We start from the raw sequence: 25,521 nt of genomic DNA, 5'->3' as shown, positions 1-25,521 counted from the left end.
GGCTATCGTCGTTCGACGCGTAGTCGAAGGCGCCCGCAAGGGGGCGGCTACCCAGACACCGAGGACGCATTCCCATGACTGAACTGAACGCCGAGACCGCCCGTCACGCGATCGTCGAGCACACCCGGCGGCTGGCGGAGTCGGCGGCCGCGGCCGGGCCGGACGCGGCCGTGCCGACCGCGCCGAAGTGGACCGTCACCGACCTGGTCGCGCACCTGGGCCAGACCCAGAACTGGGTCGCGGAGATCATCGAACGGCGGGTCACCGACCCCACGCAGCTGCCCACGGAGGTGGCCGCGCTGCCCACCGATCCCGGCGAGTGGCCGGCGTGGCTGTCGCAGGCCGCGCAGCGGGTCGCGAACGCGTTCTCCGATGACGCGCTCGAGGCGCCGGTGTTCAACGCCGCGGCCGACGAGCGGACCGGGGGGCAGTTCTGGCTCTCCAGCATGGTGAACGAGGCGGTCGTCCACGGCTTCGACGCCGCCATCGCGGCGGGCCGGCCGGTCGACGTCGACGCCGATGTCGCCGCCGCGCTGATCAGCAACCACTTCAGGATGCTCACCTCGCCCACGTGGGAGATGCAGCGGCCGGAGTCCGCGCACGCCATCCGGGGCACCGGGCAGACCCTGCAGTGGCTGGCCACCGACACCGCGGACGGCGAAGGTGCCTGGTTCGTCGAACGGCGGCCGGACGGGGCGACGTGGCAGGCCGGAACCCGGCCGGCCGACGTCACGGTGACCGGCCCGGCCGGAGCGCTGCTGGCGGTCTTGACCCGCCGCGTCCCGCTCTCCGGCATGGCCACCCTCGGCATCGACGGCGACACCGGCCTCGCTCGGCACTGGGTCGACAGCACCGCCCACGTCAGCGACTGACCGCACCGGCCTCGGGGGAGACGGGTACGTGCCGGCCGGACCAGGGCACCAGCCGGGTCCAGCCGCCGAGGGCGCTCGCGAACCCGGCGTCGTCGGCGGGGTCGAGGACGGCGACGACTTCGGGCTCGCGGTCGAGGTGTCCGAAGCGGTTGACGGTCATCGGCGCGTCCGGGCGCTCGCCGGGGGAACCGCTGTGCCCGGCCGGCGCCACCACGTAGAAGACGTCGTTGCCGGTCGCCGGGCCGTCCCGGGGCACGACGAGGTGCGCGCACAGTTCGGGGTCGTGCTCCGCTTCGCCGCGGCCGCCGGCCTGCCGGCAGGCCGCGACCAGTTGTTCGATCCGGGTCAGCCGGTCTCGCGCCGCCCACCGCTGGAGCAGGCCGAGATCGCTTCCCCAGGCGCGTGACAGCCAGCCGGCGGCGCCTTCCGGCAACGGTCCGAGCAGGCCGTTGTGCAGCGCGCGCGTGACCTCGAGGATCTGCCACGCGCGGGAGGACTCGGCGGCCGGTTCCTGCCGGGCCGGGAACACCCGGAGGGCTTCGGCGCGGCCGGCGGCGTCGCCGGCCAGTTCGTCGGCGACGGTCAGCCGCTGGGCTCTCGTCAGGCGGGTCAGCACCCCGGGCAGGTCCAGCAGCACCTCGGCGACGTCGAAGAAGCTCCATTGGTCGTGGTGGCGGTGGCCGTCTCCGGCGAGGGTGATCCGCGGGATTTCGGCGCCGGGCCCGCGCAGGTGGCCGATGAGCGTGGTGAGGCCGGCTTCGATGACCGGGGAGGTGTCGAGCCACGCAGCGGCGTCCCACGAGCCTTCCGACACGTGGGTGAGGTAGACGGCGAGGTCGCGGGCCAGTTCGCCGTCGTCGAGGGTGGTGACCTTCACGGTCTGGTCGTGGTACGCGCCGGGCCAGGTGGCGAGCACGGTGCAGCGGGGGCCGGCGGACATGACGCTGTAGCTGGTCATGGGTGTCTCCTGAACGCGCGGACCACCGGCGGTGCGCGCGGTTCGGCGCTGCACCGTCGGTGAGTGGAAGAAAGAGGTCCGGGAGCTCCGCGGCACGACCGCCAGGCCAATCCGTGCCCCGATTCTACCTCAGCCGGGTCAGGGGAGGACCACGTCGACCCGCAGGCCGCCGTCCTCGCCGGGGGCCGCGGTCACCCGGCCGTGGTGGGCGGTGGCGATCGAGTGCACTATGGACAGTCCGAGGCCGGCCCCGTCGCGGTGGCTCGTGCGGTCGGCGGCCAGGCGGCGGAACGGCTGGAACAGCGCGTCGACCGCTTCCGGCGGCACGCGCTCGCCGGAATTGCGCACGCTCAGCGCGGGTTCGCCGCCGACGACCACCTCGACCCAGCCGCCGGGCCGGTTGTACTTGAGCGCGTTGTCCACCAGGTTGGCGATCAGCCGGTCCAGCAGAAGGGGATCGCCGGGCACGGTCCGCTCCGCCGAGCCGCCGCGCAGGGTCAGCTCGCCTTCGGCCAGCGGCTCGGCGTAGTGGGCGAGGACCTCGGCCACCAGCTCGTCCAGCCGCACCGGCACCGTGCCGGGCAGCCCGCGGTCCGCCTCGGCCAGCACGAGAAGCCCTTCGATCAGCCGGTCGTTGCGTTCGTTGACCACCAGCAGCTGGTCGGCCAGCCGCCGCACGTCGGCACCCCCTCCGGTGACCACCGCGACCTCGGCGAGCGTGCGCTGCACCGCGAGTGGTGTGCGCAGCTCGTGCGACGCGTTCGCGGCGAACCGCCGCTGTCCTTCGAAGCCGAGGGCCAGGCGGTCGAGCATCGCGTTCACCGCGGCGGCGAGCGCGCGCACCTCGGCGTCGGTCTGGTCCAGCCGCATGCGCTGACCGAGGTTGCGCGGCCCCAGCTGCTCGATCGTGGCCGTGAGGTCCGGCAAGGGCCGGAGAACCCAGGACGCCAGCGGGCGGCGCACGGCGACCACCAGCACGACCAAGGCGACCAGCGGGACGAGCCACAGGATTCCGCCCGCCACGCTGTGGCAACCGGTGCCCCGCGGGCACAAGTCGTTGCTCACGAACGTGCCCAGCACGACTCCCAGCGCCTTGGTGAGCGGGTACGCCAGCGCCAGGGCGATGAGCAGTGCGCCGAGGAGGACCAGTTCGACGCGGCCGCGCACCGACGCCCGGGCGCGGCTCAGGTACCCAGCCGGTAGCCCGCTCCGGCCACGGTGTGGATCACCGGTGGTGCGCCGAGCTTCTTCCGCAACGTCATCACCGTGACCCGCACCGTGTTCGTGAACGGGTCGGCGTGCTCGTCCCATGCCTTCTCCAGCAGCTCTTCCGGGCTGACGACCCGCCCTTCGGCCCGCAGCAACACTTCCAGGACGGTGAACTCCTTGGGGGCCAACGGCAACGGCCGCCCGTCCCGGGACGCGAACCGCTTCGCCGGGTCCAGCTCGACGCCGGCGCGCTCGAGGACCGGCGGCAGCGCCGGGCGGGCGCGCCGGGCCAGCGCGTGCACCCGGGCGACGAGTTCGGCGAAGGCGAACGGCTTGGTGAGGTAGTCGTCCGCGCCGAGGCCGAGCCCGCCGACGCGGTCGCGGATGCCCGCCGCGGCCGTGAGCATCAGCACGCGGGTCTCGCCGTCTCCGCCGGCGATCTTCCGGCAGACCTCGTCGCCGTGCACCAGCGGCAGATCGCGGTCGAGCAGCACGACGTCGTACCGGTGGACCGCGACGCGTTCGAGCGCGGCGTCGCCGTCGTAGCAGACGTCCACGGCCATGCCCAGGTGCCGCAGTCCCTCCGTGATGGAGTCGGCCAGCATCCGCTCGTCTTCGGCCACGAGTACCCGCATGGTTTCCTCCCCACGGGCTCCAGTAGATCCCCGGCCGGATAAAGAGCGGATAAAAGCCGATCTTAACGGCCGGTGAGCACCCGCTGACTAGACCTGTCCCATGATCTTCGCCGGAAAGAGCGCCACTGCCTGGGGAACGGCCGGGTCCGTGCTGGTTTCGCTCGGCGCGTTCGGAGCGGGTGCGACGCCACGCGATCCCGTGCTGTCCGGCGCCTGGCAAGCCGGGTACGGCCGGGTTTTCGCGACCGCGGTGCTGTACCTCGGCCTCGCTCTCGTGCTGGCGGCTTGGGTCCGATTGGGACAGTCGGGGGACGCGCGCGAGGTCGTGCGCGCGGCGTGGCTGTGGTGCGTCCCGCTGCTCTGCGCGCCGCCGTTGTTCAGCACCGACCTGTACACCTACCTCGCGCAGGGCGCCGTGGCGCACGCCGGTCTCGACCCCTACACGCACGTGCCCGGCGAACTTCCGGGCGTGCTCACCGAGAACGCCGCCGGCGGGTGGATGTCGGTCCCGTCGCCCTACGGGCCGCTGCAGATCCTGATCGTGAAGGCCGTGGTCGCCGTGACCGGGGAGAACGTCGTCCTCGGCGCGTTCCTGACCCGGCTGACGATGGTGGCCGGGCTGGCGTTGCTCTGTTTCGCCCTGCCCGTCCTGTGCCGCCACCTCGGTGCCCGGCCGGAACGCGCCTTGTGGATGACGGTGGCGAACCCGCTGACGGTGCTGTGCGTGGTGTCCGGCGGGCACAACGACCTGCTGATGGTCGGACTGCTCGCGGCGGGGACGGCGCTGGTGCTCACGGGTGCGCCGGAACTGGGTTTCGCGTCGGTCGCGTTGGCTGCCGCGGTGAAGGCGCCGGCGGCGGTGGCCTTGCCGTTCCTGGTGTGGGTGTGGGCGGCACACCGACCGGGTGCTCGCGGGTTCTTCGCCGTGTTCGCGGCTTCGGTGTCCATTGTGGTCACGACGTTCGGGCTCTGCACGGTCGTCGCCGGGGTCGACCTCGGCTGGATCCGGGCGCTGAGCGGGAACGCGGTGCTGGAGCCATGGCTGTCGATCCCGACCGCGCTCGGCAAGCTCGGCGGCGTGGTGCTGCCCGGCCCGGTGGTCGCGACGTGCCGGCTGGCCGGCTGGGTCGTCCTCGCCGGTCTGGTGACGTGGCTGTGGTGGCGCTCGCGCGCCGGAGGTGCGGCCGCCGTCCGAGGAGCCGCGGTGGCGCTGTTCGCGACGGTCGTGCTGGCACCGGTGGCCCTTCCCTGGTACTTCACCTGGCCGTTGGTGCTCGGGGCGGCGGTGGCGTGGCCGGCTTCCCGCGTCGCGGTCGCCGCGGCGGTTTCGACGTGGCTCGTGGTGAGCACGCACCCGGACGGGAAGAGTCTGCTGCCGCCGTGGGGTTTCGGGGTGCTGGCGGTGGTTTCGGCCGGGGTCGGCGTGCTGACGGCGCTGTCCCGGAAGTCCGATCACCCGGTGCGCTCCGTCTCGGCGGGAGTTTCGTGCCAGCTCAACAGGATGCGCAAGCGCTCGTCGGACGGCGAGCCGGCATCGGCGGTGTAGGTGGAGATGAACTGGCCACCGGAGTCCGGCAGGGACAGGGTTTCGTAGTTGAGGGTCATCTCCCCGACCAGCTGCTCGAGGCCTTCGTCGGCGGAGTTCGGGTTGTACGCGGCGCGCAGCGCGGCGACGGTGGGAGCCGCCACGGCCTCCCAGTCCGGGTACCGGATCCTGGTCGTGGGGTCGAGGAACAGCCGGCGGGCGACGTTGCGGTCCTTTGTGGACATCGCGTCGAAGTCGGCTGGCAGGACCTTCGCCGAGCGGTTCCAGGCGAGGATGTCCATCCGCGAGTTCTGCAGGATCGCCGGGATCGGCTCCATGGCGGTGATCAGCGCCCGGATCCCGCTGCGCGCTTTGGCCGGCTTCACCGCCGGGCGGCGTGCCTTCCCGGGTGGGGGAGTGCTGACGAGGGAACGCAGGTGTTCGCGTTCGAGCGGGCCGAGCCGGAGAGCGTCTTCGATGGCGGTGAGCACCTGATCGGACACGTTCCCGATCCGGCCCTGCTCCAGGCGGGCGTAGTAGTCGACGCTCACCCCGGCCAGCGCCGCGACCTCCTCGCGTCGCAGCCCGCGGCGGCGGCGGGCCACGGGCGAGGCCGGCAGCCCCACCGATGCCGGGTCGAGCTGCGCCCGACGGGACATCAAGAACTCCCGCAAGGTACTCGGCTTCGTCATGGGTCCATTTTCGCCCGGCGGGCGCGACCGCGCAGGGCTTGGCGAGTACTGCGAGTACCAGGTGCGAGGGTGCGCGCCATCCCGTTCCCGCGCGCCGCCGCGGTTGCTGTCCTGGACTGGACAGCGTTTCCAGTACCGAAAGGACTCTTCTCATGGCTGACGACCTGACCGGCACGGTCGCCCTCATCAGCGGCGCTTCCAGCGGCATCGGGCGGGCCACCGTCCGTCGCCTGGCCGGGGCGGGCGCGGGCGTCGCGCTCGTGGCGCGCCGCGCCGGCGGCTCGAAGAACTGGCCGCGGAGGTGCGCGCCGAGGGCGGCGAAGCCCTGGTGGTGGCCGCCGACCTGACGGACCCGGCGGCCGCGGCAGCCGCCGTCGAGCGGACCGTCGCCGGGTTCGGCCGGCTGGACACCCTGGTGAACGCGGCCGGGGTGATGCTCAACGGCCCGTCGGAGACGTCGCCGCTGCACGAGTGGGACCGGATGGTCGACGTCAACCTCCGCGGGCTGATGTACGTGACCAAGGCGGCGTTGCCGCACCTGCTGACGGCGGCTCAGAGCAGCCCGCGCGAGGTGACCGACGTCGTCACCATCTCGTCGGTGGCCGGCCGGTTCGCCGCCCCGACCGTGGCGCTCTACAGCGCGACGAAGTTCGCCGTGACGGCGGCGACCGAAGCCTGGCGCCAGGAGTACACGACCCGCAACCTGCGGTTCTCCGTGGTCGAACCCGGGCGCACCGAAAGCGAGCTGTTCGACCAGAAGGACAACTCCGACGCGGACTTCACCGCCGCGTTCGGCAAGGTCGAAGCGTTGCACGCGGAGGACATCGCCGACGCGGTCGGGTACATCGTCACCAGCCCCCCGGCGGGTCGCCGTCAACGAGATCGTCGTCCGGCCCACCGACCAGCCCTGACCGTCACGAGCCGGACCGGGGCGGCTGGAGGAGCCCGGCCACCGCGCTGACCACCGCGGCCCGGCGGCCGGCGACGTCGTCGAAACCGAACTCCGGCTGCAGGGCCTTCAGCGACCAGGCGGCGCTGTCCCAGCTGATCACCACGCCGATCACCATGGCCATGAGCTCCGCCGGCGGGATGTCGGCGCGGAGCTTGCCCGCTTTCTGCGCGGCCGCGATCGCGACGACCCGCGCGCGGTATCCCGCGACCTCGGGCTCGAAGGACTGCTCTCGTTCGAGGCCGGCCCAGAGGTAGAGCCGCCGGATGTGCGGCCACTTCTCCAGGCGGTCGAACAGGTCGCCGGCGTAGCCGATCAGGTGCTTTTCGGTGAAGGGGATCGAGGCCGCGAGCTCCAGGAAGGCGTCGCCGACCACCTTGTCGAACAGCTCTTCCTTGCTGCCGAAGTGCATGTAGATCGACCGCTTGTTGGCTGCGGCCGACTCGGCGATGCGGTCGATCCTGGCGCCGGCCAGGCCGTGGGCGGCGAACTCGGCGACGGCCGCTTCCCTGAGTCGTCGCTTGGTCTCGGTGGCGTCGGGTGGCATGGCCTCATCGTACATAACCATCCAGGTGTTTACAGTCCGGCCGGTCTCAGGTATGAATGTAACCAGTTACTTACCTACGAAGGAGCAGGCATGAGTCGCACCTGGTTCATCACCGGCACGTCCTCCGGCTTCGGCCGGGAGCTCACCGAACAGCTGCTCGCCCGAGGCGACCGCGTCGCCGCCACGGCCCGCCGGCTCGACACCTTGGACGACCTGGCCGCGCGCTACGGCGACCGGCTGTGGCGCGCCCGCCTGGACGTCACCGACACGGCGGCGCTGCGCGAGGTCGTCGACCGCGCGTTCGCCGAGCTCGGCCGGATCGACGTCGTGGTGTCCAACGCCGGCTACGGGCTCTTCGGGGCGCCCGAAGAGCTCACCGACGAGCAGATCGACCGGCAGCTCGCGACCAACCTCACGGCCTCGATCCAGCTCGCCCGCGCCGCCACCCCGCACCTGCGCCGTCAAGGCGGCGGACGCTACATTCAGATCGCCAGCGTCGGCGGCCAGATCGCCTTCCCGGCCATGAGCCTCTACCACGCCACCAAGTGGGGGATCGAAGGGTTCTGGGAGTCTTCCGCGCCCGAGCTCGCGCCGTTCGGCATCCGCGTGACCCTCGTGGAACCCGGCATGGCCCGCACCAACTTCGGCGTCGGCGCCGCTGTCCTGGGCGCGCCGCTGCCCGAATACGCCGACGGCCCGTCCGGGCAACTGCGCCGCGTGTTCTCCGGCGAACTGCCGCCGCTGCCCGCACCCGGTGACCCCGCCAAGATCGCGGCGGCCATCATCGCCTCCGCCGACCAGGCCGAGCCGCCGTTCCGGCTGACCCTGGGCTCCGACGCCTACGCGCTGGCGACCGCCGCCCTGCGCGACCGCCTCGAAGCCCTGGAGGCCGGCCGAACCCTCGCCCACTCCACCGACGCCGACGACGCCGCCCAGGCCCTCACCCGCTGAAGGAGCTCGCCATGTTCGACTTCACCGGCAAGACCGTTCTCATCACCGGCGCGTCCGGCGCGCTGGGCACCACGCTGTCCGTCCAGTTCGCCCGGGCGGGCGCGAACGTCGTCGCCGCGTCCCGCAGCCGGTACGACGAAGTCGCCGAGAAAGCGGGAGGCTTCGGCGTCCGCCTCGACGTGACCAGCGAGACCGAGTGGGCCGAGGCGGTCGCGCGGACCGAAGAACACTTCGGACCGCTGGACGTCCTGGTCAACAATGCGGCTTACCTGCGCATCGGCAACGTCGAGAGCATCCCGCTCGAGGAGTTCCGGCGCGTGGTCGACACCAACCTCACGGGCGCGCTGCTCGGCATCCGCGCCGCCGCGCCGTCGATGCGCAAGGCCGGCGGTGGCGCGATCGTCAACGTCAACTCCATCGCCGGGCTCACCGCCGCGCCCGAGCTCGTGGCCTACAGCAGCAGCAAATGGGCGTTGCGCGGCCTCATGCGCGCGGCGGCCAAGGGCCTGGCCCGCGACAACATCCGCGTCAACTCGGTCCACCCGGGCATCATCGAAACGCCGCTGGCCTACGCGCCCGACGGCAGCGCGATCGTCCCCGTCGGCAACCTCGCCGTCCCGCGCAACGCCGCCCCCGAAGAGATCGCCGACTTCATCATGTTCGCCGCGTCCGATGAGGCCCGCTTCGCCACCGGCGCCGAGCTTGTCGCCGACGGCGGATACGGACTCGGCCCGCTCGACTGACGTACGGCGTCCGCTAGCCGCTCATGGCTGCCCCCGCCGCCTTGATCTCGCTCGCGGTCAGCACCCGGTTCCACACCTGGACGTCGTCGACGCTGCCCGGCCAGAAGTCGCTGTGCTGCCCGCCGGAGACCGCGCGGCCGATCGCCAGCGGGCCGGGCGCGGCGTCGCCGGCGGCCTGGCTCCACGTCTTGGTCTGCGCCACGCCGTCGACGTAGAGGACGTACGTGCCCGCGTCGGCGTCGTGCACCCCGACCAGGTGGTACCAGCGGCCCGGCTGCGGGGCGACGTCCGACAGGGCGCGGCCCGAGCTGGTCGAGAACGCCAGGCGGTCGTCGGCCGCCGAGTACTGGAGGTAGAACGCGCTGCTCGGGTCGCCGTCCTGGCTGACCGCCGTGGCCCACGAGCCCGTGCGGTCCAGCCGAACCCAGGCGCCGACCGAGTAGTTCCCCGTGGTGTCCAGGACGGGACCGCTCGTTTCCGCGTACTGGCTCGAGCCGTCGAGCTGCAGCGCCGTGCCGGTCACGCCGGGGACCCAGCCGGGCGTGCCCGTCAAGGTGGCGTCGTGGGCGCCCGCGGTGTCGTGGGCGACGGTGCCGCTGCCTTCGTCGAGACTCCAAGCGCCGACCGGGTTCTGCTGTCCGGCCGGGTGGGCGATCTGGAGGTTCTGGCGCTGGTGCGTGCTTTCCGCGCGGCCGCCGGGGCCGCGGTAGGACACCGTCGCGGTCAAGGCCGCGGCGCTGCCGGGTTCGGCGCCTGCCGGTGCCGTCACCGTGGAGGTCCAGGTCCGTGACTGGCCGGGCGCGATCGTGGGGGCGGGCCGCCCGGTGGGCGCCGCCGACCAGCCGTCCGCCACGGCGAGGCTCACCCGCGGAGCGATGAGAGGGCTCGACGTCGTGTTGCGGACCGTGACGGTCAGCGGAGTGGTCCGATCGACCGTGACGACACCGTTGGCGTTGGCGGGACCGACGGTGATCCGGGCGGCCGGGCTCGACGGCGTCCAGGACTGCAGTTCCGTGACGCCGACGAAGGCGCCCGGCGGGTTGGTGAACACGAGCCGGACCTTGCTGGTGGTCAGCGGGGGGAAGGTGACGCGGTTGACGCCGTTGCCCACCGGGCTAGCCTGCTCGCGGACCTGGCCGGGGATCTCCTGCCAGGCCGAGCCGGTCCAGTACTCCAGGCGGTAGGCGGCAGCCGGTTTGACCCCGCCGCCGTCGTCGTAGCCGTGCCAGCGGAGGTCGCCGACCGCTGTGGGTGCGCCGAAGTCGACGCCGTAGAAGTCGTTCGCGTTCGGTGAGGCGTAGTTCGTCCACCGGGTGTTCTCGGGAACTTCGTTGTACCAGGCCTTGCCGTCGAGGGCGTTCCACGCGTTGTCGCCGGGGAAGGTGTAGGAGGTGATCGGCCGGGGATAGCCGGTGCGCAGCGGGTTGGCGGCGTCGTTGACCAGGTCGTCGCGCGGGGGAACCAGCGTGCGGCCGACGTCGATGGTGGTGTTTCGCAGCGTCGCGGAGCGCTGGACGAGCCGTCCGTCGACGTAGAGGCGCATCCCGGCGCCCTGGCCGTAGTGCTTTCCGTCGCGGTCCCACAGCACCGTGACGTTGTGCCCGTGGTACGGCACGTTTTCGGCGGCGAAGTGGTCCCATGTGGACGGTGTCAGCGGCCGGACGTCCAGGGTGTCCCCGGTCTGCGGGCGCAGGCCGAGCAGGCCGGACAGGACCAGGTCGGTGTAGGTGGAGTGGTTGTAGTCCTCACTGTGGTTGCGGCCGTCGTAGATCCACGCGTCGCGGTCCGGGTCGTGGGCCTCGGCGACGTAGGGCTTGCCGTCCTTGGTCTGGGTCCGGGCGTAGGTGGCCAGCGCCGCGGCGTAGTCCTCTTTGGACATCGAGCGCTGCGCCGGGTAGTCGTCGAGCAGGTTGGCGAGGCCGGTCAGCGTCTGGGAGGTGGCGAAGGGCCAGCTCGGCCCGTCCCAGCGGCAGCACGAGCCGGCGTCCTTCATGAAGAACGGGCTGCGGCGCTCGGCGGTGGTCGGGCCGTAGGCGCTCGCGAACCCGCTCGGGTCGAGCAGCTGCGACCACGCCGTGCTGTCGGCCGGTTGCGCGGCGCCGAACATCCACGGGAGATAGCCGATCTGCTCGCGGCTTCCGGACAGCTGGTGGCTCGGGTTGTCGTCGCGGGCCATGGCGTAGTAGAAACCGCGTTTCGGGTCCCAGAGCCACTTCTGCAGCGAGGTCTTCAGCCGGGCGGCGCGTTGGGCGTACTCGGTGGCGAGCTTGTGGTCGCCGAGGGAGCCCGCGATGCGGCTGATCGCGACGGCGTCGCCGTACTGGTAGGAGTTGAGCGTCGGCCGGTAGCCGGCGCCGCCGTGGTACGGCTCGGCGGATTCGTAGGAGGAGGCGGAGAACTCCATGGCGTCCCACACCGGGACCGACCAGTACAGGCCGAGGTCGGCGTTGAACTGCTTGTCCCAGCCGCGGTACTGCCGCACGAGGGCCGGAAGCAGGTCGCGCAGCGGCGCGAAGTCCCCGGTCACCTGGGCCTGGCCGTAGGCCGAGGTGGCCAGCCAGACGCTGTACTCGTGGGCCCAGTCGGTGGTGTCGGCGTTGACGTCGTCGGTGGCGGGCTTGGGGCCGGCGCCCGGGCCGGTGAGCCAGAACTTGAGGTAGTCCTGGCCGTAGCTGGTGTCGCGCAGCCAGCGTCCTTCGGTCAGCTGGTGCCCGGCCGCGGCGTTGATGGCCTGGTAGGGCGCGGCGTAGCCGCAGCAGTCGAGGAACTCCGTCGAGATCCAGCCGTCGGTGGGGTCGGTGTAGCGCAGGTGCTCCTTGTAGACGCGCCAGCGGTAGTAGTAGGCACTCTGCATCGTGGCGTCGGGCAGGTCCACGAACGGGATGTTCGCCTCGTACCAGCCGGGCTCGGCGTAGCCGGCGAGGGAGGAGGTGTGGTCGAGGAAGTGCGTCCCGGCCCCGGGTGCCGGTCGGGCGGTGTCTTCGGCCGCGTCGGCGACACCGCCGAGCGCCACCTGCGCGAGCAGGCTCAGTGCGGCCGGCCAGACAGTTCCCCAGGACAGTCGCCCGCGCATCGCGTCCTCCCGCAGGTTTACAACGTTGTAAAACTCAGACTCGACCACTATCGCTCAGGATCACTCAAAAGGGAACACCCGGTTGTCGTTGCCGATGCCGACGTATCTGCTGCGACCTTCGCCGGTCCTTTAACTTGGGCCAGGTAGGGCGGGGGGCTGTCGTTACGCAGCGCGGTCGCGTTGCGCCATCCTGGGGAGGTGGCATGGGTCGGCCCGAACGTCCGCTCGACGTCACCACCGGTCCGATCGCCGCGTTCGCCCATGAGCTGCGGGTGCTGCGGAAGAGGGCGGGAAACGCGAGCTACCGGGAGCTCTCCCGGACGGCGCTCTTCGCGCCGTCGGTGTTGTCCAGCGCCGCCAGCGGCCGCCGGCTGCCGACCCTGGCCGTGACCCTAGCGTTCGTGTCCGCGTGCGGTGGTGACCGCGCGGCGTGGGAACGGCGGTGGCGGAGCATCGCCGGACAAACGGGTCGTCGCGGCCAGCCGCGGGAGGACCACACTTCCGGCGCCGTGCGCCTGGCCCGGCCGGCCCAGCTCCCCATCGGCTCGAGAACATTCGTCGGTCGGGACCGGGAGCTGGCCGACGCCGCCGGGATGATCGGCTCGAGCGGGACGGTGAAGGTGCCGCTGCTCGTCACCGGCCCGATCGGTGCCGGCAAAGCCGCCTTCGCGTTGCGGCTGGCCGAAGAGGTCGCCGCGAACTTCCCGGACGGGCAGCTCTACGCGGACCTGAGCGACCGCGGCCGTTCGATCGATGGCATCGTGCGGGGCTTCCTGCGAGCACTGGGCGTACCGGACCACCTCGCGCCCCACGACCCGGCGCACCGGATCGACCTGTACCGGTCACTGCTGGCCGAACACTGGCTGATCGTGCTGCTGACCGGCGTCCGTGACGAGGGGCAGGTGCGCCCGCTGCTCGGTCGGACGGCGCACAGCCAAGTCGTCGTGACCAGCCGCGGCCGCCTGCTCGGTCTGGAGGACTCGAACCGCGTCGAGCTGGCTGCGTTCACCCGCGAGGAATCGCTGGCCCTGCTCGGCCGGATCGCCGGTGCGCGCCGGATCCGCGCGGAACCCGACGCCGCCGGCACGATCGCCGAACTGTGCGGCGATCTCCCGCTGGCGATCACCATCGTCGGCCGCAAGATCGCGGCACGGCCGGAACGGACGATCGCCTCCACCGCGAGCCGGCTCTCGGACCGTGAACGGCTGCTCGACAGCCTGAGCGTGGGGGACGTCACCGTACGCGACCGGTTCACGTCGGCCTACGAAAGGCTTTCTCCCGCGGTTCGTGAAGCCACCCGCCACCTCGGATCGGGCTGGACGACCGCGAGCGGGATCGCCGCGGCGATGGACGTCTCGATCGAGACCGCCGACGAACTCCTGGAGTCCATGGTGGACGCCGGGCTTCTCCGGCGCGCCGACGGCGCGGGCCGCTACGCGGTCCCCGCGTTGGTCGGGATGTTCGCCGCGGAACGGGAGCGGCCATCGCACACCGCCGCGGCCCCGAGGTCCGGCCGCCGGGCGCGCAGGACCGCGTCGGAGGCGCTGCGCCACGAGGTGGGCCACTGCTCGCGAGATTCCCGGGCCGACGGGAACAGTTCCCCTACCTGCCGGGAACGGGTCGAACCTAGCCTTTGAGCAGCGGTCCGCCGGGTCGGCGGCGCGCACTGTCCCCTGTGGACGGAATCCGCGCGGGTGCGCCCCGTGCACCATCGCGAGTTCGTGACCACGGAGGTGGATGTGCGACCGACCAAGGAGGAGCCGGCGTGACCGGCGGTGCGCGGACCGGTGTCTTCGCGGTGCTGCGGGCGACCCCGGCCCCGGTCCGGTACCTGCTGGGCGGCATGCTGGTCAACCAGCTGGGCGCGTTCGTCCAGACGTTCCTGGTCCTGTACCTGACGTTCCAGGGCAGCTCGGTCGGGTTCGCCGGGGTCTGCCTCGCCGCGTACAGCGTGGGGGCGATCTTCGGTGCCATGCTCGGTGGCGAGCTGACCCACCGGTTCGGCGGCCGGACGACGATCGTGACCGCGATGACGTGCGCGGCACCGCTCGTCGCGTCGATCCCGCTGGTCCGGGGCGTGCCCGGGGCGCTGCTCGCGGTGATCGCCCTGTCCGGGCTGGCGATCCAGGCGTACCGGCCGGCGGCGGCGGTGCTGCTGGCCGAGCTGATGCCGGAAGAGCACAAGGTCATGGGCTTCTCGATGCTGCGCATCGCGCTGAACATCGGTGCCGCCGTGGCGCCCCTGCTGGCGGCCTTGGTCATCCTGGTGAACTGGGACCTGCTGTTCTGGCTGGACGGCGCGACGGCGGCGCTGTGGGCCCTGCTGGCGTTCTTGTTGCTGCCGAAGCGAAGCACGGCTCGGCAGAGTGCCGAGCCCGCCGGTACGCCTGCGCCGGCCACGAGCGCCCGTGCGGTGTACGGGACGATGGTCCGGGACACCCGGTTCCTGTGTTACCTGCTGGCCGGCGTGTTCGGGATGATCGTCTACGCCGGGTCGGTCGCGGTACTGCCGTTGAACATCGTCTCCGCCGGCTACCCGGTCGGTCTTTACAGCACGGTGCTGGTGATCTCGTCGCTCGTGCTGATCACCTGTGAACTGAAGATCACCACGTACATCGTCCGGATCCCGAAGTACCTCGCCGGGTTGTCCGGGTGCCTGGTCGCCGGGCTGGGGTACCTGCTCTACACGCTGATCGCGGACCACCCGTTCTTCGTGGTCGCCGGCGCGCTGCTGGCGGTGTCCGGGCTGATGATCCACGGGCCGAGCACGGCCGCTCACCCGGCCACCTTCCCCGTCGAGCTGAGAAGCCGCTACATCGCGACGAAGGAAACCTTGTCCGGCTTGGCCGCCACGATCGGCCCGGTGCTGGGGCTGCTCATCTGGAGCCGGTCCGGCGGCCCGGCGTTCTGGGGCTTCTGCGCGCTGCTGTCCGTCGCCGCCGGCCTGATGCACGTCTACGACCTCAGACAGCCGAAACCTGTTTCCGAGCCCGGTCCGGTGGCCGCCACCGAACCGGAAGCCGTGGGGGAGCGATCATGAACGAACACCAGGGCGTGCTGCTGGTCATCGGCAGCGGGCTGCGGACGTATCGCGAATACCTGGTCACGTCGATCCACCGGTGTGCCCGCGAGGCCGGCCTCGGGCTGGTGCTGCTGAACAACCTCAAGCCCACCTGGCAGCACGCGTACTTCGACGAGATCGTGCACGTCGACGTCTTCGACGCGGACGAAATGCTCGCCGCCGCCCGCGAGGTCGCCGGCCGGCACCGGATCGCCGGCCTGATGTGCTGGGACGAACCGGTCGTGCTCGCCGCGGGTGAGCTCGCCGCCGAGCTCGGGGTGCCCGGTTTGAGCGTGGCCGGGGTTCGCGGCTGCCGGGACAAGAACCGCACCCGGACCGTGCTGACCGCCGAAGGGCTGCTGCAACCGGGATTCGCCCTGACCACCGGCCTCGGCGAGGCCCGCGCGGCGGCCGCCCGGATCGGCTACCCGGTCGTGCTCAAGCCGCGGGCCATGGGCGCGAGCATCGGCGTGGTGTACGCCGGAGACGAGTCCGAACTGGACGCCGCGTTCGGGGTCGCGATGGGTGCGGCCACGGTCGACCAGAGCCGCTACGGCGGCGCCGCGATTGTGGAGGGCTACGTCCGCGGGCCGGAGATCAGCATCGACGCCGCCGTGCACCACGGCGAGTACCTGCCGATGTTCGTGGCCCGCAAGCAGACCGGCGACCAGCCGTACTTCGAGGAGGTCGGGCACATCGTCGACGCCGGCGACCCGCTGCTGCACGACGCCGGGCTGATGGACGTCCTGGCGCGGGCGCACCGCGCGCTCGGCGTCGCGGACGGCATCACCCACTCCGAGGTCCGGCTGACCGACCGCGGGCCGCTGATCATCGAGATCAACGGACGGCTCGGCGGCGACCTGATCCCGTTCCTCGGCAAGACGGCCACCGGCATCGACCCCGGCGAGGTGCTGTTCGCCGTCACCGTCGGGACCCGGCCGGTCATCACGCCGACCCGGCGCACGGTCGCCGGGATCCGGTTCGGCTACCCGGACCACGACTGCCTGGTCCACGAGATCGCCGTCCCGGCCGGCACGCCCGGCCTGGTCGTCGCGGCCCCGATGATCGACCCGGGGACGACCCTGCGGCTGCCGCCCGGCGGCTACCTGGCCCGGCACTCGTTCGTGGTGTGCGAGGCCGACGACCCCGCGACCTGCGACCAGCGACTGGACACGGCCGCTGCCGCGGTGCGGATCGAGGCCGACCCGGTGGACCCACCAGAACCCGGTACCGCGTTCGAGATGCCGGCCGGGCTGCTCGACGTCGACGAACACGAGGGAGTTTCCGCATGACCATGACCGAGCCCGCCCGCACCGATGTGCCGCTGACCGGCGCGCAGATCCTCGAGAACGCGAAGGCGCTCGCGCCGGTCCTGCGCGAGCGGGCCGCGGAGATCGAGGCGAACCGGAGCCTGCCCGCGGACGTGGTGCAGTTGCTGCGCGACGCCGGCGTCTTCCGGATCGGGTTCAGCCGGGCCTGGGGCGGACCCGAGATGACCTCGATGGAGCAGACCGAGGTGATCGAGGCGCTTTCGTACGGCGACGCGTCCGTGGGGTGGTGCGCCAAGCTCGGCTCGGACATCGGCCTGCACGCCAACTTCCTCGACCAGGACGAGGCTCGCCGGATGTTCACCAGCATCGACATGCACTCCGCGGGGGTGCTCCCGGTGACGGGGCACGCGGAACGGGTTCCCGGCGGCTACCGGCTCACCGGCCGGTGGGGGTTCGGCAGCGGCTCGACCCACGCCGACTGGGTGGCCTCCGGCGCCATGGTGTTCGAGAACGGCGAGCCCTACGCCAGCCCGGACGGCAGCAACCCGCACGAGTCGCGGCTGTTCTTCGTGCGAGGCGAGGAGACCGTATCCCTCGACAACTGGAACACCCTCGGCCTGTGCGGCTCCGGCAGCAGCGACTACACGATCACGGACGTCTTCGTGCCGGAGAACCACTCCCTCACGTTCGACAACCCGAAGGTCCCCAACGGACCGCTGGTGCAGCCGGACGTGATCCAGCGCAGCATGTGCGGCGTCCCGCTCGGCACGGCGAGGGCCGCGCTGGACTACGTCCGTGGCCTCACCATCGAGCGGGTCGACAACCTGAAGGGCTCGCCCTGGCGGATGAGCGGCGTCGCCTGGAAGGACAACGAGCACATCCAGATCACACTGGCCGAGTGCGAGGCCGACTACAGCACGACCCGGGCCGGGGTGTACCGGGCCCTGGAGCGGCAGTGGGAGGTGACCGCCGACGGTATCGGCACGCTGGACGACCTGACGCCCGACGAGCGGGTCGCCCCGGCTTTGACCGGGTGGCAGGCGTTCCGGATGTCCAAGCGGGTCGTGCAGCGGCTCTGCGACCTGCTCGGCACCGCGGCGATCAGGTCGGGTGACCCGATGAACCGGTGGCTGCGCGACTCGTTCACCATGGCCATGCACCCGACCGCGCGGGACCGGGTCACCCAGACCGTCGGCGCGCACCTGGTCGGCGCCAAGCCGTCCATGCGGTTCATGCTCGGCATCGTGGACAAGCCCAAGACCGATGCGTGAGCGGCCCATCCTGATCGTCGGGTTCGTGACGCCGGTGCTGCTGGCCCTGACCGGCGCCGAACCCGACGGTTCGGTCGTCCTCGTCGAAGAGCCGGACGTCGTCCGCAAGCGGGACCTGCGCGCGAAGCTGGCCGGGTCGGCCCTGGTCCGGGAACTGATCGAGTGGGAGCACACCCGGCCCGGCGCGGCCGACGAGTTCTACGCGCGCCACCGCGACCTGGACCCGGTCGCGGTGGTCCCGCTGATCGAGTACGCCACCCCGTTCGCCGCCCGGCTCGCCGAACGCTACGGCGTGCCGGGCGCGGGCCTGGGCGCCGCGCTGATCCTGCGGGACAAAGCATTGCTGCGCCGGGTCAGCGCGGCCGCCGGGGTGGCCAACCCGGCGAGCGCCACGGTGACCGGCCCGGCGGACGTGCTGGCGTTCATGCGGGCGCACCCCGGCCCGGTGGTGCTCAAGCCGGCGAACCGGCAGGCCGCCGTGGGGACACAGATCGTCCACGACCCGGCCGAAGTCGATCGGGCCTGGGCGAACTGCGTCGAGCAGGACGAGGGCATCTTCGTCCCCGACCGGCCGATGGAACTGCGCATGCTGGCCGAAAGGTACGTGCCCGGCCCCGAGTACAGCGTCGAGATGCTCGTCCGCGGCGGGCGGCAGCTGTTCGCCAACGTCACGGGCAAGCAGCTCTACCCGGGCCCGCGGCCGGTGGAGCTGGCGCACATCGTGCCGGCCGACATCCCCGAAGACCTCACCGAGACGCTGGCGGACCTGACCCGTCAGGTGGCCGCTGCCGTCGGGTTCGCCGACGGCATCCTGCACTGCGAGTGGATCGTGGCCGGCGACGGTGTCCCGTACCTCGTCGAGTGCGCGGGCCGGATCGCCGGCGACGGCATCATGGAGATCATCGACCACGCCTACCCGATCAAGCTGCTGCACTCGTACTTCGCCCTGATGCGCGGCGAAACCCTGCCGGAGCTGCCCCGCCGCGCCACCGGCGGGGCGGCCGTCCGCTTCGTCCCGATGGAGCCCGGTGTGATCGACGCCGTGCTGGGCATCGAGCAGGCCCGCGGGGTGGAAGGCGTGTTCCTCGTCGACATCCAGGTCGGTCCCGGCCGCCGGTTCGCCGGCCTGCGCAGCTCGTGGGACCGCGCGGGCCTGGTCATGACGGAGGCGGACAGCCCGGCCGAGGCCCTGCAGCGCGCCGAGAAGGCTGCGGGTCTGGTGCGGATCGAGGTTCGTCCGGAGTAAAGCGTTGTACCGCAAGAAAAGAGGCCTTCGCCGGATCAGCGGCGAAGGCCTCTTTCCGGTGCGTCAGCGGCGGAGCCTGCGGCCCACGGTGACGGCCACGGCCGCAAGGGCGGCAGCCCCCAGGGACTGGAGGATGCGGTGCTGGCGGGTCGCCCGGCGCTGGGCCTGGGCGTAGGGGATGGTCGTGTTGGTGACCATCGCGTGCAGCGGCATCCAGCGCTGCCGGAGCACCTTCTCCAGCAGCGTGTCGCAGGCTCGTTCCAGGCGGACCGCCGGCGAGCGCACGGTGTCGCGGAGTTCGGCGAAGTTGCGGTGGGACATCGCGGCCAGCGCGTCGGTGTTCGGCTTGCGGCGGGTGTAGTACCCGGCCAGCGCCGCCGTCGTGTCGGTGGCGTGGCGGGCCAGGCTGTCCGTCAGCTCCAGCGCGTCCTCGAAGGCCGAGTTCATGCCCTGGGCCAGGAACGGGTAGACGGCGTGGCAGGCGTCGCCGATCAGCACCACCTTGCCCTCGTGGGTCCACGGGGCGGTGCTGACGGTGACGAGGGTGAAGGTGGGGCGCCGCAGGAACGTCTCGCCGAGGTCGGGGACCAGCGGCAGGACGTCGGGGAAGTGCTCGCGGAACAAGGATTCCACGTCCGCCGCCGAGTGCAGCGAGTCGAAGCCGTGGGTGCCGTGGAACGGCATGACGCAGGAGCAGGTGAAGGAGCCGTCGCGGTTGGGGTGGGCGAACATCATGACGTCGCCGCGGGGCCAGAGGTGGAAGACGTTCTCGGCCATGCGGTGGGTGCCGTCGGGTGCGGCCGGGATGTGGAGTTCGCGCCAGCCCCACTCGAGGTAGCTCTGCGAGAACTCCGCGCGCTGGTCGTGGTGCATGGACCGGCGGACGGCCGAGAACGCGCCGTCCGCGCCCACCACGACGTCCGGCTTCACCACGAGCGACTGCCCGTTCGCGTCCACAAAGGACACCGACGGCAGGTCCCGGTCCACCCCGGTGCACCGCGTGCCGAACACGAACCGTACGCCGGGGACCCGGGAGGCCGCGTCCACCAGCAGCGCGCTCAGGTCCTGGCGCTGGACGGCCAGGATGCCGCCCTCGCCGTAGGCCGAGAACCGCAACCCCCCGTCCAGGTCGTGCAGCATCCGCCCGTGCATCGGCGTGACGAGCCGCTGCACGTCCGCCGACAGCCCCAGCCGGTCCAGGGCCGCCAGACCTCGCCGGGACAGCCCCAGGTTCATGGACGTCACCGCGCTCGCCGTCTCGCGAGGGTCCGGCCGGCGGTCGTACACCGTCACCGCGTGGCCTTGCTTGCCCAGCGAGAGCGCCAGGAACGCGCCGGCCATGCCGGCACCCACAACCGTGAACTCCACTACGCACTCTCCTTGTCGTTCACGCACTGACCTCCAGGGCAGCGCCGAGGATCTCCTGGGCGACGAGCGGAGCGGTGCCGAACCCGGACCCGCCGCAGGCGGAGCGGGACCACACGGACGGGCGGATCCGGCTGAGCACCGGGCCACCGGTGCCGGGATCGGTCGCGTAGTGGCAGTCCCGCACGGCGACGACCGCGTAGCCCGCGGCGTCGGCGAGGATCGGCTCGGCGAGCAGCCGGGCGGCCCACGCCCCGTGCTCCGGGTCCGCGGTGGTCGCGACCTCCCGGCACACCGCGTCCGAGCTGATCTTGAGCAGGGTGCCGCCGCCGGGAGGCAGCAGCCAGGCGCGGCGGTCGGCTCCGATCCGGCCGACCCCGGGAGCCGACGCCCACCAGCGGGCCAGGTGCGGCGGCGGGCGCAGGTAGACCATCGTCTGACGGTGCAGCACGACGGGCGGCCCGGTCAGGTCGGCGGTCCACGGCCCGGCCGCGACGAGCACGACGTCCGCTTCGGCCGTGATGCCGTCGGCCAGGATTACCTCGTGGTCGCCGATGCCGGTGACCGCGCATCCCGGCCGCAGGACCACGGCGGGATGCGCGGCGAGCCACTCGGCGGCGGCGCGCAGGAACCGGTCGGCCAGCAGCACCCCGGCGGCGGGGTCGAGCACCCCGCCGGTCCCGGCCGGGAACAGCACGGACGGCAGGGTTTTCGGCGCGACGGCCGTCGCGGACAGCCCCGCCTGACGCGCGGTGTCGAGCGCGCGCTCCAACTCGTCCGGGGTGGCCGAGGTGACCACGCCTACCGGCCGGAAGATGCTGGTCCGCAGCACCGACTCCAGCTCCAGCCAGCGGCGTCGGGCGTCGGCCATCCGCAGGGTGCCATCGAGATCGTCCGGGCGCAGCACCCGCAGCGCCCGATGCTGGTCGGCCGACGTCGACGCGGGGTTCGGGACGGGCCCCCGCTCGAGCACGATGACGCGGTGGCCGGCCCGCGCGCACCCGATCGCGGTCACCAGCCCGGTCACCCCGCCCCCGACGACGGCGACCGTGGCCATCAGGGAGCCAGCGCCCCGGCTGCCCCGGATGCGCCGGCCACCCTGGCTGCTCCGACCGCGCCAACCGCCCGGGACGCTCCAGCCGCTCCGGGCGCTTGGGCCACCCCGGCCGCTCCGGCCAGCCCAGCCACTCGAGCCACTGCGGCCAGCCGTGGAAGCCGCTTGGGGATGACCGTGTCCGCGTCCGGGTGGCCGGGCAGCATCGTGTCCGGCAGCGCGGCCGCCGCGAGGTCGATCAGGATCGGTGCCGCACAGCGCAGGAACACGTCCACCTGGTGACACAGGTCGCCCGCGGTCTCGGCCGTCGCCACCGCGGCCAGGCGGTCCAGCCGGCCGAGCTGCTCGGCCAGCGTCGAGGCCGCGGCCGTCAAGCTGAACCGGCGGAGCTCGTACCCGTCGGCGAACCGCTCGGCCATCCGGCGCGCCGTCCGCCGGGCGGTCTCGGAGACCGGCAGCGGACCGCGGTCGACCCAGTCGTCGACCACCGCCGCGACCCGGTTCCACGGTCCGGTCAGCCGCGTCTCGCTGACCCGGAGCAGGGCCTCGCGGGTGAAGTCGGTGCGCTGATATTCGGGGCTGGTGGCGCAGAGATGGAAGCGGATGAGGTCGCGCGGCACCTCGGCGGCCAGCTCGCGGCCGGACACCACGTGCCCGCGGCTGGTGGAGAACTTCTCGTTGGCCAGCTCGTAGAACTCGTTGGTGAGGTACTGCGCCGGCAGCACGTGCTCACCGAGCGCGGTGAGCATCGCCGTGCCCACGATCGCGAACGGGTACGTCGCGTCCAGGCCGAGGAAGTACACCACCGTCGTGCCCGCGTCGGCGTGCCACAGCTCGTCGTCGACAGTCAGGACCGCGCCGCGTTTCTCGGCGGCCAGCGCGGTGGTGAACATGCTCCACGGCATGCCCTCCATGTGGGGGTAGATGACTTGCCCGGCCACCTCGGGGAACGGCGCCGGGATGCCCCACGACGCCGGCTGGGTGATCGGGAAGTCCGGCAGGGGGCCCGCCAGCGCGGACTCGATCAGCCGGGCCATGCCGGGGCGCATCGGCATCCGGGCGAAGTACGCCTCCAGCTCCGCGCGGTACCGCTCCACCGGGAAGACGAGGATGTCCGTCTCCCGGTGTTCCAGCGGCTCGTCCGGGCAGACGGTCGAACGCGGGTCGAGCAGGTCGCCGGGGGCGATCGGCAGCCCGCAGCTCTCGCAGATCCCCGCGTTCCCGTGGGCGAGGCAGAACGGGCAGCCGCCGGTGAGGTAGGCGTCCGTCAGGTACTCGCCGGTGCTGGGCAGGTACGGGAATCGCACCGTCCGCAGCTCCAGCAGGCCCAGTCCGTGCAGGCGCCGGTAGAAGCCGGTCACCAGCTCGGTGAACCGGTCGCCGAGGCAGCCGAACCCGTCGACTTCGACGCCCATCGCGGTGAAGGTCTGCCGCACCTGCTCGGCCGAGCGCTCCCGCAGGTCCTCCGGGGCCACGCCGAGACGCCGGGCCGCGGTGACGACGTAGTTCTGGGTGAAGTGCATGCCGGTGCCGTACAAGGCTTCCCGGCCGGTCGCGCGGGCGTACCGGGTGCAGACGTCCGCGGCCAGGAACGGCCCCGCGAGGTGACCGAGGTGCAGGTCCCCGTTCGCCGTCGGCGCGGGCGAGATCACCACGAGCCGGTCCATCAGCCGGCCTTGCGCTCGCCGGCGCCGCGGCGGGCCAGCAGGTCGTCGACGATGTCGCGGGAACGGTGGGCCAGCACGCTGATCAGCGAGTCGGCGATCCCGTGCGTGGCCTCGTTCACGCCCTGCAGGTACACCGCGCCCCAGGCGGAGTCGCCGAGGTCGACCCGGTAGCAGCGGCTGACCGAGATCTCCGCCAGGCCGACGCGGTCGGCCAGGTCGCGGACCATCGCGGGCATCCGGTGGTCGAAGCCGGTGCCGAGCAGCACCAGATCGCAGTGCAACGGCTCCACCTTGCCGCTGGTCCGGTCGCGCAGGTCGAGGACGACCTCGTCGCCGGTGACCCGGGCGCCCACCACCTCGGTCAGCGTCCGCACCTCCGAACGGTGCTGGCCGATGCCGCGCTGCTGGTAGAGCGTGGTGTAGATGTGGTCGAGGAACGGCGGCGCCGCCCCGGCGTAGTTGGTCAGCCGCATCTCGTCCAGCACCTGCTGCCGGATCTCGGGCGGGCTGTCGTAGAAGCGGTCGACGAACGACGGGAAGAACAGCTCGTTGACGAACTTGCTCGTCTGGTAGTTCTGCGGGCCCACCGACCGCACGATCATCGTCCGGGTGCTGTTGGGCAGGTTGTCGTGCAGGGCCATGAACATCTCGGCCGCGCTCTGCGCCCCGCCCACCACGACGGCGCGCAGGGGCGCGTCCGCGGGCAGCTCCGCGATCCGGCGCCGGTACTGGGCGCTGTGGATGAGCCGGTCGGCCGGCAGGTCGGCGAAGACCTCCGGCACGTGCGTGTCCCGGCCACCGCCCACGACCAGGTCGCGGCAGTGGATCGTGTCCCCGTCGGTGAGCGTGGCGACCCAGCCGGTGATCGACCCGCCGGCGTCGCGCGCGGGTTCGATGCTCCGCACCTTGGCGTCGTACCGGATGTGGACCTGCTCCAGCGACTTCGCGACCCACTGCAGGTAGTCGGAGAACTCCCAGCGGAACGGGTGGAACGTGCCCAGGTTGACGAACTCGTCGAGCCGCCGCTGGTCGTGCAGGAAGTTGAGGAACGAGAACTTGCTGCGCGGGTTGCGCAAGGTCACCAGATCCTTGAGGAAGGAGACCTGGCTGCGCGCCCACGGCATCAGCAGGTCGCGTTGCCACTTGATGTCCGGGCCCTGCTCCAGCAGCAACGTCTGCCGGGCCAGGTCCGGGTTCCCGGACTCCTCGATGGCCACCGCGAGCGCCAGGTTCGCCGGTCCGGCCCCGATCGCCAGCAAACCCACCTGTACTTCAGTCACAGATACACTCCGTTTTCTAGGAATAGGTCGGCGTGCGGCGAGGCCATTCCTCGGCTCATGGTCGCCTGGTCGGTACGCGGCGTCCGCATGACGCCCGGACCGATAGTAAGGACGGCTGTTTCCCGGGTGGTAGGGACGGTTTTCCCGGGTGCCGGGGAATCTCGTCCGTGGTCGCGGGGTCGGCCGGCCCGGGGATCGATCGCGATCAAGAAAATTGATTGCGATCAATTCTTCCTAACGAACCGGGTGATATGTCCGATACGAAGGACGTGCACGCTTCCTGTGGGCTGCCGCAACCTGAACGCGGTCGGGCGCGCACTCTCCGGCATTTTCACCGAATGGAGCCGATCGGAACGGATCGGTAGCGCTTGACGTAGGGGGAACGATGACTCAGGTCGCCACTTTCGGAAGCACCGCTCGTCTGCGGCCGGTCGAACACTGTGACCCCGCCTCGCCGACCGTGGTGCTCGCCGACACCCAGCCGGCGGTCCGCCACTGGGTCCGGTCCGCGCTGGAACACGGCGGTGGCGCGTGCGTGGTCGGTGAGGCGGCCACGGCGAACGCGGCGATCGCGGAGACCTCCCGGCACCGGCCGGACGTGCTGGTCATCGACCCGCAGATCGGCGAGTCCTTGACCGTGGACGTGATCGGCCGGGTCTCGCTGGTCTCACCGGGAACGAAGGTCCTCGTCCTGAGCTCGGTCGACGACGACAACGCCATCAGGTCGGCGATCCACGCCGGGGCGCGCGGATATCTGATCAAGGGTGCCGACGTCGACCAGATCGTGCGCGGTGTGCAGGTCGTGGCGGCGGGTGAGGCGATCGTCGGCAAGGCGATCGCCGCCCGGTTCAGCGCCTTGATGCGGGCCGCGGCCGCTCCGGAGCCGTACCCGTTCCCCCAGTTGACGACCAGGGAACGGGAAGTGCTCGACCGCATCGCCGCGGGCCGGTCGAACGCGGCGATCGCGCGCGATCTCGGGCTCGCGTCCAAGACCATCAGCAACCGCCTGTCCGCGGTCTTCGCCAAACTCGGCGTAGCCGGTCGCGCACAGGCGATAGTGCTGGCGCGGGACGCGGGTCTCGGGCGCGGCGAATTCACCGGCAATCGGGAACAGTTCCCCTATCGCCGGGAAACCGGGCGAACATAGCCTCG

General features: G+C 71.9%; 20 protein-coding genes and 1 pseudogene. 11 read left to right on the top strand and 10 right to left on the bottom strand.

Going from position 1 to position 25,521, the window contains the following annotated elements; translation table 11 throughout:
• The first annotated feature begins 74 nt into the window (after positions 1-74).
• Positions 75-872, top strand: coding sequence for a maleylpyruvate isomerase family mycothiol-dependent enzyme (locus tag AB0C38_RS25105; protein ID WP_360677483.1), 798 nt, complete (start codon positions 75-77; stop codon positions 870-872).
• On the opposite strand, the gene AB0C38_RS25100 is transcribed toward AB0C38_RS25105, so the two are convergent.
• From AB0C38_RS25100 to AB0C38_RS25090, 3 genes are all read right to left on the bottom strand, one after another.
• Positions 862-1,830 (bottom strand): hypothetical protein, encoded by a 969-nt coding sequence (locus tag AB0C38_RS25100; protein WP_360677481.1) that lies wholly within the window; start codon positions 1,828-1,830, stop codon positions 862-864. The two genes, AB0C38_RS25105 and AB0C38_RS25100, sit on opposite strands and share 11 nt — an antisense overlap.
• A gap of 138 nt (positions 1,831-1,968) precedes the next feature.
• Positions 1,969-2,997 (bottom strand): HAMP domain-containing sensor histidine kinase, encoded by a 1,029-nt coding sequence (locus tag AB0C38_RS25095; protein WP_360677479.1) that lies wholly within the window; start codon positions 2,995-2,997, stop codon positions 1,969-1,971.
• Between the two features lie 17 nt (positions 2,998-3,014).
• Positions 3,015-3,674: a response regulator transcription factor gene (locus AB0C38_RS25090; protein WP_360677477.1), complete on the bottom strand. Its 660-nt coding sequence runs from the start codon at positions 3,672-3,674 to the stop codon at positions 3,015-3,017.
• Positions 3,675-3,774: 100 nt separating this feature from the next.
• On the opposite strand from AB0C38_RS25090, the gene mptB reads away from it, so the two are divergent.
• Complete coding sequence (gene mptB / locus AB0C38_RS25085; RefSeq protein ID WP_360677475.1) at positions 3,775-5,220, top strand: polyprenol phosphomannose-dependent alpha 1,6 mannosyltransferase MptB; 1,446 nt, start codon at positions 3,775-3,777, stop codon at positions 5,218-5,220.
• Here mptB and AB0C38_RS25080 read toward each other — a convergent pair.
• Positions 5,127-5,891 (bottom strand): helix-turn-helix transcriptional regulator, encoded by a 765-nt coding sequence (locus AB0C38_RS25080; protein ID WP_360677473.1) that lies wholly within the window; start codon positions 5,889-5,891, stop codon positions 5,127-5,129. The two genes, mptB and AB0C38_RS25080, sit on opposite strands and share 94 nt — an antisense overlap.
• Between AB0C38_RS25080 and AB0C38_RS25075 the strand changes: the two are divergent.
• Positions 5,828-6,852 (top strand): annotated as a pseudogene (locus AB0C38_RS25075) (SDR family NAD(P)-dependent oxidoreductase). The gene AB0C38_RS25080 and the pseudogene AB0C38_RS25075 overlap by 64 nt on opposite strands.
• Here the strand turns inward: AB0C38_RS25075 and AB0C38_RS25070 are convergent.
• Positions 6,806-7,387, bottom strand: coding sequence for a TetR family transcriptional regulator (locus AB0C38_RS25070; RefSeq protein WP_360677471.1), 582 nt, complete (start codon positions 7,385-7,387; stop codon positions 6,806-6,808). The pseudogene AB0C38_RS25075 and the gene AB0C38_RS25070 sit on opposite strands and share 47 nt — an antisense overlap.
• Positions 7,388-7,477: 90 nt before the next feature.
• Here AB0C38_RS25070 and AB0C38_RS25065 point away from each other — a divergent pair, with 90 nt between their 5' ends.
• Together AB0C38_RS25065 and AB0C38_RS25060 are read left to right on the top strand one after the other, a co-directional pair.
• Positions 7,478-8,338, top strand: coding sequence for an SDR family oxidoreductase (locus tag AB0C38_RS25065; protein ID WP_360677469.1), 861 nt, complete (start codon positions 7,478-7,480; stop codon positions 8,336-8,338).
• 11 nt (positions 8,339-8,349) lie between these two features.
• Positions 8,350-9,081, top strand: a complete 732-nt coding sequence (locus AB0C38_RS25060) for an SDR family oxidoreductase (protein WP_360677467.1) — start codon at positions 8,350-8,352, stop codon at positions 9,079-9,081.
• Between the two features lie 13 nt (positions 9,082-9,094).
• Here the strand turns inward: AB0C38_RS25060 and AB0C38_RS25055 are convergent, their stop codons facing one another.
• Positions 9,095-12,154, bottom strand: a complete 3,060-nt coding sequence (locus AB0C38_RS25055; protein WP_360677465.1) for a LamG-like jellyroll fold domain-containing protein — start codon at positions 12,152-12,154, stop codon at positions 9,095-9,097.
• Positions 12,155-12,357: 203 nt separating this feature from the next.
• Between AB0C38_RS25055 and AB0C38_RS25050 the strand changes: the two genes are divergently transcribed.
• The 5 genes from AB0C38_RS25050 to AB0C38_RS25030 all read left to right on the top strand — a co-directional run bounded on the left by AB0C38_RS25050 (position 12,358) and on the right by AB0C38_RS25030 (position 19,003).
• The gene (locus AB0C38_RS25050; protein WP_360677463.1) at positions 12,358-13,791 is read left to right on the top strand and encodes an NB-ARC domain-containing protein; all 1,434 of its coding nucleotides are present in this window, start codon (positions 12,358-12,360) and stop codon (positions 13,789-13,791) included.
• Positions 13,792-13,919: 128 nt separating this feature from the next.
• Complete coding sequence (locus AB0C38_RS25045; RefSeq protein ID WP_360677461.1) at positions 13,920-15,194, top strand: MFS transporter; 1,275 nt, start codon at positions 13,920-13,922, stop codon at positions 15,192-15,194.
• On the top strand, positions 15,191-16,507 hold the full coding sequence (locus AB0C38_RS25040; protein WP_360677459.1) for an ATP-grasp domain-containing protein: 1,317 nt from the start codon (positions 15,191-15,193) through the stop codon (positions 16,505-16,507). The genes AB0C38_RS25045 and AB0C38_RS25040 overlap by 4 nt, the downstream gene beginning before the upstream one ends.
• Positions 16,504-17,757, top strand: a complete 1,254-nt coding sequence (locus tag AB0C38_RS25035; RefSeq protein WP_360677457.1) for an acyl-CoA dehydrogenase family protein — start codon at positions 16,504-16,506, stop codon at positions 17,755-17,757. Before AB0C38_RS25040 ends, AB0C38_RS25035 begins: the two co-directional genes overlap by 4 nt.
• Entirely contained in the window at positions 17,750-19,003 is a 1,254-nt protein-coding gene (locus AB0C38_RS25030; protein ID WP_360677455.1) for an ATP-grasp domain-containing protein, read from the top strand. The genes AB0C38_RS25035 and AB0C38_RS25030 overlap by 8 nt, the downstream gene beginning before the upstream one ends.
• A gap of 63 nt (positions 19,004-19,066) precedes the next feature.
• On the opposite strand, the gene AB0C38_RS25025 is transcribed toward AB0C38_RS25030, so the two are convergent.
• Genes AB0C38_RS25025 through AB0C38_RS25010 form a run of 4 tightly spaced genes read right to left on the bottom strand, consistent with a single transcriptional unit; the run spans position 19,067 to position 24,369 of the window.
• Positions 19,067-20,371 carry an NAD(P)/FAD-dependent oxidoreductase gene (locus AB0C38_RS25025; RefSeq protein WP_360677453.1) on the bottom strand — a complete coding sequence of 435 codons (1,305 nt, stop codon included), beginning with the start codon at positions 20,369-20,371 and terminating at the stop codon, positions 19,067-19,069.
• 19 nt (positions 20,372-20,390) lie between these two features.
• Positions 20,391-21,425, bottom strand: coding sequence for an FAD-binding oxidoreductase (locus AB0C38_RS25020; RefSeq protein ID WP_360677451.1), 1,035 nt, complete (start codon positions 21,423-21,425; stop codon positions 20,391-20,393).
• Positions 21,425-23,089, bottom strand: a complete 1,665-nt coding sequence (locus tag AB0C38_RS25015; RefSeq protein ID WP_360677449.1) for a class I tRNA ligase family protein — start codon at positions 23,087-23,089, stop codon at positions 21,425-21,427. The genes AB0C38_RS25020 and AB0C38_RS25015 overlap by 1 nt, the downstream gene beginning before the upstream one ends.
• Positions 23,089-24,369: a SidA/IucD/PvdA family monooxygenase gene (locus AB0C38_RS25010; protein ID WP_360677447.1), complete on the bottom strand. Its 1,281-nt coding sequence runs from the start codon at positions 24,367-24,369 to the stop codon at positions 23,089-23,091. Before AB0C38_RS25010 ends, AB0C38_RS25015 begins: the two co-directional genes overlap by 1 nt.
• Before the next feature lie 385 nt (positions 24,370-24,754).
• On the opposite strand from AB0C38_RS25010, the gene AB0C38_RS25005 reads away from it, so the two are divergent.
• The gene (locus tag AB0C38_RS25005; RefSeq protein ID WP_360677445.1) at positions 24,755-25,516 is read left to right on the top strand and encodes a response regulator transcription factor; all 762 of its coding nucleotides are present in this window, start codon (positions 24,755-24,757) and stop codon (positions 25,514-25,516) included.
• The last annotated feature ends 5 nt before the right edge of the window (positions 25,517-25,521 follow it).

Source organism: Amycolatopsis sp. NPDC048633 (assembly GCF_040650695.1).
Taxonomy (GTDB): Bacteria; Actinomycetota; Actinomycetes; order Mycobacteriales; family Pseudonocardiaceae; genus Amycolatopsis.
Note: the sequence above shows the minus strand (reverse complement) of the source record. Positions and strands in the feature narration are given on the sequence as shown.

Bases quoted from the DNA above. Each gene is read 5' to 3' on its own strand.
- AB0C38_RS25060 (WP_360677467.1), top strand. From the start codon at position 8,350: ATGTTCGACTTCACCGGCAAGACCGTTCTCATCACCGGCGCGTCCGGC.
- AB0C38_RS25005 (WP_360677445.1), top strand. From the start codon at position 24,755: ATGACTCAGGTCGCCACTTTCGGAAGCACCGCTCGTCTGCGGCCGGTC.
- AB0C38_RS25090 (WP_360677477.1), bottom strand. From the start codon at position 3,674: ATGCGGGTACTCGTGGCCGAAGACGAGCGGATGCTGGCCGACTCCATC.
- mptB (WP_360677475.1), top strand. From the start codon at position 3,775: ATGATCTTCGCCGGAAAGAGCGCCACTGCCTGGGGAACGGCCGGGTCC.
- AB0C38_RS25070 (WP_360677471.1), bottom strand. From the start codon at position 7,387: ATGCCACCCGACGCCACCGAGACCAAGCGACGACTCAGGGAAGCGGCC.
- AB0C38_RS25055 (WP_360677465.1), bottom strand. From the start codon at position 12,154: ATGCGCGGGCGACTGTCCTGGGGAACTGTCTGGCCGGCCGCACTGAGC.
- AB0C38_RS25050 (WP_360677463.1), top strand. From the start codon at position 12,358: ATGGGTCGGCCCGAACGTCCGCTCGACGTCACCACCGGTCCGATCGCC.
- AB0C38_RS25100 (WP_360677481.1), bottom strand. From the start codon at position 1,830: ATGACCAGCTACAGCGTCATGTCCGCCGGCCCCCGCTGCACCGTGCTC.
- AB0C38_RS25040 (WP_360677459.1), top strand. From the start codon at position 15,191: ATGAACGAACACCAGGGCGTGCTGCTGGTCATCGGCAGCGGGCTGCGG.
- AB0C38_RS25105 (WP_360677483.1), top strand. From the start codon at position 75: ATGACTGAACTGAACGCCGAGACCGCCCGTCACGCGATCGTCGAGCAC.
- AB0C38_RS25080 (WP_360677473.1), bottom strand. From the start codon at position 5,891: ATGACGAAGCCGAGTACCTTGCGGGAGTTCTTGATGTCCCGTCGGGCG.
- AB0C38_RS25020 (WP_360677451.1), bottom strand. From the start codon at position 21,425: ATGGCCACGGTCGCCGTCGTCGGGGGCGGGGTGACCGGGCTGGTGACC.
- AB0C38_RS25035 (WP_360677457.1), top strand. From the start codon at position 16,504: ATGACCATGACCGAGCCCGCCCGCACCGATGTGCCGCTGACCGGCGCG.
- AB0C38_RS25030 (WP_360677455.1), top strand. From the start codon at position 17,750: ATGCGTGAGCGGCCCATCCTGATCGTCGGGTTCGTGACGCCGGTGCTG.
- AB0C38_RS25015 (WP_360677449.1), bottom strand. From the start codon at position 23,089: ATGGACCGGCTCGTGGTGATCTCGCCCGCGCCGACGGCGAACGGGGAC.
- AB0C38_RS25065 (WP_360677469.1), top strand. From the start codon at position 7,478: ATGAGTCGCACCTGGTTCATCACCGGCACGTCCTCCGGCTTCGGCCGG.